The organism is Kiritimatiellia bacterium, assembly GCA_028715905.1.
Lineage (GTDB): Bacteria > Verrucomicrobiota > Kiritimatiellia > JAAZAB01 > JAAZAB01 > JAQUQV01.
The window spans coordinates 23,151-30,046 of sequence record JAQUQV010000028.1; the positions used below are offsets into that span (position 1 = coordinate 23,151).

The 6,896-nt window shown below is 55.4% G+C and carries 6 protein-coding genes and 1 pseudogene; 4 read left to right on the plus strand and 3 right to left on the minus strand.

Annotated features, from left to right (window positions below):
* The first annotated feature begins 70 nt into the window (after positions 1–70).
* From PHP98_07035 to PHP98_07050, 4 genes and pseudogenes are all read left to right on the plus strand, one after another.
* A complete protein-coding gene (locus tag PHP98_07035; protein ID MDD5483389.1) occupies positions 71–1,078 on the plus strand; it encodes a diacylglycerol kinase family protein in 1,008 nt (335 codons plus the stop codon).
* 130 nt (positions 1,079–1,208) lie between these two features.
* Positions 1,209–1,577, plus strand: a complete 369-nt coding sequence (locus PHP98_07040) for a metallopeptidase family protein (protein ID MDD5483390.1) — start codon at positions 1,209–1,211, stop codon at positions 1,575–1,577.
* Positions 1,578–1,626: 49 nt separating this feature from the next.
* A pseudogene (locus PHP98_07045) lies at positions 1,627–1,846 on the plus strand (four helix bundle protein).
* 16 nt (positions 1,847–1,862) lie between these two features.
* Positions 1,863–2,354, plus strand: coding sequence for a DNA-binding protein (locus PHP98_07050; protein ID MDD5483391.1), 492 nt, complete (start codon positions 1,863–1,865; stop codon positions 2,352–2,354).
* A 14-nt stretch (positions 2,355–2,368) separates the two neighbouring features.
* Here PHP98_07050 and PHP98_07055 read toward each other — a convergent pair whose 3' ends face one another.
* From PHP98_07055 to PHP98_07065, 3 genes are read right to left on the minus strand one after another with little or no spacing between them, the layout of a single operon-like run.
* On the minus strand, positions 2,369–3,484 hold the full coding sequence (locus tag PHP98_07055; GenBank protein MDD5483392.1) for a hypothetical protein: 1,116 nt from the start codon (positions 3,482–3,484) through the stop codon (positions 2,369–2,371).
* A 17-nt stretch (positions 3,485–3,501) separates the two neighbouring features.
* On the minus strand, positions 3,502–4,410 hold the full coding sequence (locus PHP98_07060; protein ID MDD5483393.1) for a 4Fe-4S dicluster domain-containing protein: 909 nt from the start codon (positions 4,408–4,410) through the stop codon (positions 3,502–3,504).
* A gap of 21 nt (positions 4,411–4,431) precedes the next feature.
* Positions 4,432–6,774 carry a hypothetical protein gene (locus PHP98_07065; GenBank protein ID MDD5483394.1) on the minus strand — a complete coding sequence of 781 codons (2,343 nt, stop codon included), beginning with the start codon at positions 6,772–6,774 and terminating at the stop codon, positions 4,432–4,434.
* Between the last annotated feature and the right edge of the window lie 122 nt (positions 6,775–6,896).

Genomic DNA, 6,896 nt, shown 5'->3' on the forward strand with positions numbered 1-6,896 from the left:
CGCTATTTTGTTTCCAATCGACACATTTTTAGCTAATATGGAGAATATTGGAAGCTTATTATTGTCAAGAATGAACGAAACCAACCATGTGCTTTGCATCCTTAACCCGGCCGCCGGAAACGGCATGGGCGGCCGGCGCTGGCCGAAAATCGCCGCACTGCTGGAATCATTTCATATTTCGTATGAAGTTCTTATGGCGGTTGATCAGCCGCCGGCGGAAACGGTTTTTCAGCACTTCCAGAAAACAGACCCCGGTCATTACAGCGCCATCTGCGGAATCGGCGGCGACGGCACTCATTCCCAGGTCATCAATGCCTTGATGCGCTGCCGGATGCAATATCCGCAACGCGTCCTGCCGCCTTACGCCCTGATTCCGCTCGGCACGGGAAATGATATCGCCAAATCATTCGGCCTGGCGGCCAGGGGCAGCATTTTTGCGGATGATTTATGCCCGGCGGTTGCCGCCATCCGCCACGGGGCTGATTACGCGCTTGATGTCGGGCGGATAGGAGACATTTATTTCGTTGACGCCCTGACCATCGGCCTTGATTCCCATATTCTCGCCGCGCATAACCGTTATAAGGCGGAAATCATAAAACGCCCCCTCCTGCGGCGAATCGTCAGGGGAAATTTTTTGTATACCTGGTGCATGGGACTCCGCTTGTGGCGTCATAAGCCGGTCATGGCGAAAGTCCTTGTGGACGGGACAGAATGGTACCACGGCCCGGTTTTTAACCTGGTGGTCAATAATACCAGGATTTACGGCGGGGAATTTGTCATTTGCCCCGATTCGTTCGCCAATGACGGTTTGTTTGAGACGGTTGTCTTTACGGGGCATCATGATTACCTTTCCCGATACTTTTTAGCCCTGCGGAACAATCCCCGTGAAATCATGAAAATGGCGGCCAAACTGGGCCGGGTCTCCCGCCATGCCCAGGGCCGCGTCATAAAAATTTTCCTCTCGCGCCCGGAGGCCGCCCAGTATGACGGCGAAATGATGCCGGCCCGCGGCCGCTTTGAAATTGAAGTCATTCCGCGGGCGATTAAAATCAAGGTGCCGGCGGAACGCGCGTGCTGAATCGGTTTTAATCGCGGTATAAAACGGAAATAATTCGTGTCATAATCAAAAAGCGGCTTTTCCCGAAGGCGGAGAGGTTTCGGGCGCACTTTATAAACTGCGCCCATATGACGGCGTGATTTTTTATTGCATGAATACGCGTGGATTAAAACAAATTGCCGAGCGCGAGCTTAAGAAAATGATCGGGCGACTGCCGGCCGAACTGTGTTCCAGCCTGGATGAGGTCGCCGTCATTCTTGAAGTAAAACCGGACCCGCGCCGGTCTGACTCTGACCTTGAAGAAGATACGCTGGGCGTGTTCATAGGTTCTTCTATCCGGGAAAACGGGAACGGCGCGCCTTTGCCGCCGCGGATTATACTTTTCCTTGAAAATATCCGGGAGGAGGGGCGGGAGAGCGGCCGGGGGTTTCGCGGCGAACTGCGGCGCACTTTTCTGCATGAACTCGGCCATTACCTCGGGCTGGAAGAGGAGGACCTGGCCGTGAGAGATGTTGATTGATCGGTATAAGGTGGATAGACTGTAGGCAGTTAGCCTGTAGGAGGAAGTTATGCGTAATCATGTGAAACCCAGAGCATTTGAATTGGCCGACGAAGTCGGCAGTCTTGATCTATCGGACAACAAAAGGGTTTTCCAAAGAGGAAATCTATGGGCTGACTTCCCAGATGCGAAGAGCAGCGGTTTCGGTGCCGTCAAATATCGTTGAGGGATGCGCGCGCGCGAGTCAACCTGAATACCTTCGCTTTCTTGAAATAGCCTTCGGTTCCCTAAACAACATGAATAGCTATGCAAATATCGGAAGCAAAAATAAAACGGATATTCGTCGCCCGGCTTGAGGATAGCGAAATACTGCCCGGCGCGATTGAAAAACTGGCGCGGGATAAAAAAATCAGTTCGGCATTTGTCATACTGCTGGGGGGTGCCAGAGACGGGAAACTGGTGGTCGGCCCGGGCCGGCGCGGCGGTAAACAGCGGATCCTGACGCGGTCTTTCCGAAAAGGTCATGAAATTTTGGGGATTGGCACGATTTTTAACGGCCTCCGCGGTCCGGAGCTTCATTTGCATGCCGCCGCCGGCCGGGGAGGAAAAACTCTGGTCGGCTGCGGCCGCACCGGGTTGCGTGTGAACTTGATCATTGAAGCGGTGATCATTGAGCTGGTGGGCTTGAATGCGAAACGCGCCCTTGATCCGGCCACCGGATTTCATCTGCTGAAACTCAGCGGCATAGCGGCAGGCGCTCGCGAATCAGTCGGGCATCATCGGACTTCAACTCGCTAATCGCTGACAACCGACTATTTCCACCCGCCCGGATTCAGATCGGGGTTGTTGAACTGTTCCGGGAATTTTCCCTCGGCGATGCCGCCGCACTGGTCCTCTGCCGGCGGCGGCAGTTTCCAGGCCGGCCGCGGCCAGACCGGCGTCTTGAAATTGCTCTGCGCGATCCGCTTTTTCTTTTCCAAATTGTCCATGCAGGCCCGGATGCAGCCCTTGGCCCCGCAGATGGCGAAATATCCGGTATGCGACAGGATCTGCTTGTAATACTCAATGACGCCGCCGTTGCTTTCGGGGAACTCCGGCGTCCGGGCCGGCCATTTTGAGGTGCCCACCGGATAACACAGTTTATAGGCGGTTTCCTCGGACATATTGGAATGCCGCACGTCCAGGTTGAAACCGGGCGCGTCCTTTTTAAGGAAAGGCGATGCCTCCCAGTTGAGTCCGTGATGGGTCAGGGTGCAGCGTCCCATGTGGACATCGGCCCATTCATATTCCTGGTTATCTATCTTTATTTTTATTGTCGGTTTTTCGCCCGGCTTCGGGATCGCGCCGCCCGGACATTCCTTAACACAACGCATACAGCGGTTGCAGAGGGTGCCCGGCTCAAGCAATGGATCAGGTTCAAGCTCGGCGTCGGTCAGAATCGTCCCCAGACGCACGCGCGGGCCGAATTTTTTCGTCAAAAACACTTTTGACCAGCCGATTTCGCCGACGCCGCAGGCCACTCCGGCGATTCGCACGTTAATGTTGATTTCGGGCGGCGGTCTGTCGGGTTTGACGGGCGGCCGTTTTCCGGGGGCCTCAGGCCCGCCCGGGTAAAGGGGCACCGCTTCAAAGCCGTGATCCTCAATGAAACAGGCGGTTTCATATGTAACAATCGGCCGGTACAGGGTGTTGAGCCGGTTGTATGAATAAATGGTGTAATTGGCCCAGTGGGTGCCCTCGGTGATGCCGCGGTAACTTCCGCGCGTGATCGGCTGGACAATCGTAATGACCGATTTGCAGTCCGGAAAAATATTTTTCGGATGCATCCGGCGGGGCGCATTGGCAAAGCGTTCAATGTTTGCGATTCCCACGTCGCCGCAGCCCGCCCGAATGGCGGCTTCCTTTACCATTTTTGCGGTCAGTTTCATGATTGCATGCACCTCGTTCAGTTTTTGCCGTATTGTTTGAAGCAACCGGCCATGCCGGGAGCGCTTGAATTGTTTTTTGTGTCCAGCGGGCGCGCATATTTATCAAGAACCCAGGGCGTTCTCTTGCGGAACGGAAATTCAAACTTATTGTTTAGCTTGCCGTTCGATTCCAGCCGGGCGACGCACGCCCGCCCGCACGCCGCGGCGCAGCGGTCCGGCCGGCTGCCGCGCCCTTCGCCAAGAAGCGCGCCGTTCGGACAGGCGCGGCAAATTTCGTAATCAACCGCGGCAACTTCCATGGTATGCGGCGGAATGCCGGCGGTATGTTTGTTTTTCAGATCAATCGCCCCGAACGGACAGGCGGCGGCGCAGGCCCCGCAGTCGCCACATATTTTTTTCGCGCTGACGGGGTCGGCCGAAAGCTCCGCATCGGTTAAAATCATGGCAAACCGCTGGCGGATGCCGTATTCCGGCGTGATGAAAAAGCCGCCCAGTCCGATTTCCCCCAAACCGGCCGCATGGGCGGCAAATTCATAATCCAGAATGACGTTTGGCGCCGGCTTGCCGGGCGCCACGGGGCGGCCTTTGGGCATGCCGTTCTCGTAGTATCCGAAGAGCGGAACGCCTTCAAAGCCCTGCGCTTCAATGAAACAGGTAACTTCATAAGTGGTGCGGGAAAGGAAATTGTTTTCCAGCCAGTTATAGCCGAAGGTGTTGTAGGTGGAGTTAAAATTGGTGCCTTCCTCCACGCCCCGCATTGAGCCGCGCAGAATCCGGCGGCCGAGCACAACCACCGATTTGCATTCCGGAAAAATAGCCAGCGGATTTTTGTCCGGGGACAGGCTGGCAAAGCGGTCTATGGCGGCGATGCCGACCATGTCGGCTCCGCGTTCCTTCGCGTATTTTTTCAGATCATTGCTGTTCATGACATATTTCCTTTAATAGTTTCAGCCTGCGGAACCATCTGCCTTCGTCTTGTGCGCCGGACAGACCCGGAGGCATTCCGGCACCACGTCAAGGAGACGCTTTTGCACGCCCCATTTTGTTTTGGCCACGGTGTCCGCCAGAATCTCAACCGTGCGTTTTTTCGGCAGCGGCGCGTCAACTTTCAGGCCGAGATATTGTCCGCCTTCCCGGCCGCTTAAGACATAACGTTTGGCCCAGTCGCAGGCATAATCGTCAATCCTGTTCATGGAATAACTGTTTTTTCCCAGGCTGATTTTTGTGGTGTTCCCGGAGATGGCGCGGGTAGGGCAGGCCTTGGCGCACAATTCTCCGCATTCCCGGCAGGCGTTTTTGCCCGCATACAGAGGATCGTCCGGAAGTTGAAAATCGGTAACAATGGCGATAAACCTCTGGCGGACTCCGTATTGCGGCGTGATCGGATGCCCGTGCCGGCCCGGATAACTCAGTCCGGCCAGCAGGGATGCGTAACAGTTGGCGCGCAAATCCGGCAGTAGTCCGCGGCAGGTTCTTATCTTGGAAGCCAGGCCGTCAAAATCACGGGTCAAAACCGCCTTGTGTCCGGCGTTTTTGATCATTTGGCACGTCCGGAAGGCGATATCGGAAAGAAGGTTGAGCGCGTCGTATTGCACAAAGGCAAAAGGCCCCACCGATTCCGATGGTGTAATTTTGGCCGTGTCCAGGCTGGTATGCGGGAAATGCATGCCCAGAACGATCACCGACTTTGCGCCCGGTAACCACTCCGAAGGCTTTTTCAGCCTGGTGGCTTCGCTCCCGATTTCCGGATTAAAGGAGGTGTACAGGAAATTCGTATCGGTCACAATCGCGCGCGTTTCCGGAATTTTCACCTTTCCGGTGAAAGTTCTGGCGAATTTGTTGAAACGCGTTTCCGAGAAAAAGCCGACCAGGTCGGCGCCCTGTTCCCGGCAAAAATTGCGGATTGCATCGGGCTTGGGTGAGTTCTTTATAGATTTAACGCATGGGAATTCCGATCTTGCAGGGTCTCCGCTTGTCGGAGACCGTTCTGAAGACGGGCACGCGCAAGCGCGGCCCCTACATTCAAGTTTCTCCACTCCGGAAGGCAGAGGCGCGCTCGTCAGGACGGTTACATACATCATATCGCGTTCTGGCAGACCGTATTTCCGCGCCACCAGGTTGCTGGGAATTTTGGTGTAAGTCGTGGCGGAATAGCCGTTCATGTCCAGCAGATGCGCGATGTCAAATGCGGCGTATTGCAACTGTCGGCAGGCGACGACTTCTTCTTCTTTCCCCGCGGGTTTTTTTATGCCGAGCAGAATCAGCGAGGACACATCCGGCAGGTGCAGGGCGGGGGTGACCGGATCGGAAACGGAAAAATCCTTTTTCTGGCCGATAGCCATGAGGTCAAGGAAGCTTCGTTTGAAAATACTCCTGATATCGCCCGCCAGCTCCGGTGAAGTTTTCGCGGAAACTGTTTTTTTGCGGCGCGGCGCGCGGCAGTATTTTTTGTCAATAACGCGTTTTTGCGGCGGCATGCAGAATTTCAGGCAGCTGCCCTCCTCGCCGCCGCGCGGACCGTATTTTTCAAGATATTTCAGAATGGTGTTTTCATCCACCTTTTCGGGAATTTCATGCTGAAGATTCAGGCAGAAATTTTCGGCCCAGGCGCAGCGCCATTTGTTGGTGTCGGGGAATTTGAACGTTTTCCCGCCGATTTCAAGCGCATTGATGCCGCGCACTTCCTTGCGGAAACAGTCGGTGGGGCAGTGCTTGACGCATTCCATGCAGCGGTCGCAGAGGGCTTTCCCCGCATACATCGGCGAAGGCGCCAGGGGCGCCGAGGTTACCACGGAAACCACGCGGATGCGCGGGCCGAATTCCGGGTGCAGGAGCAGGCCGCTCCAGCCGATTTCACCCAGGCCGGCCGCCACGGCCGCATAACGATGAACCAGATCGGGCGCAAAATTTACCTTAAGGTCCTTGTAGGCGTGGTAACGCCAGATGTTGCTGGCGGCGATCGGCAGGGCCTGAAATCCTTTTTCTTCCAGAAATCGCCCGAGCCGGAACGAAATGTCGTCCAGTTTGGCGTTCTGGGTGCCCTGGGTGTGGTAAGGGCCAAGATCCTGCGGCGAAGGCTCGCCGTCCAGTTCCACGGCCGCATCCAGGTGGTGAATGCCGGCTACGACCACGCATTGCGCGGAGGGCAGAAGCCCCTGCGGGCTCATGCGCAAAGGAGCGTTCTTGAAGCGTTCCACCGGCGCGATTCCGGCCGCGTCGGCGCCGTATTCCAAAGCCTTGCGCTTCACTTCTTCGGTCAGGTTCCCGGTTATTCGCGCGTCTGTGTTCATTTGATTGTTCCTTCTGTTAAAAAGTTTTTATTCTTTAACTGCCGCCAGAATAACACCGGTTCAGCAATTTGTCAATAAAAAAATATCACTTTTTATTGTAAAGTAATTTTTGGCCAAAAAAA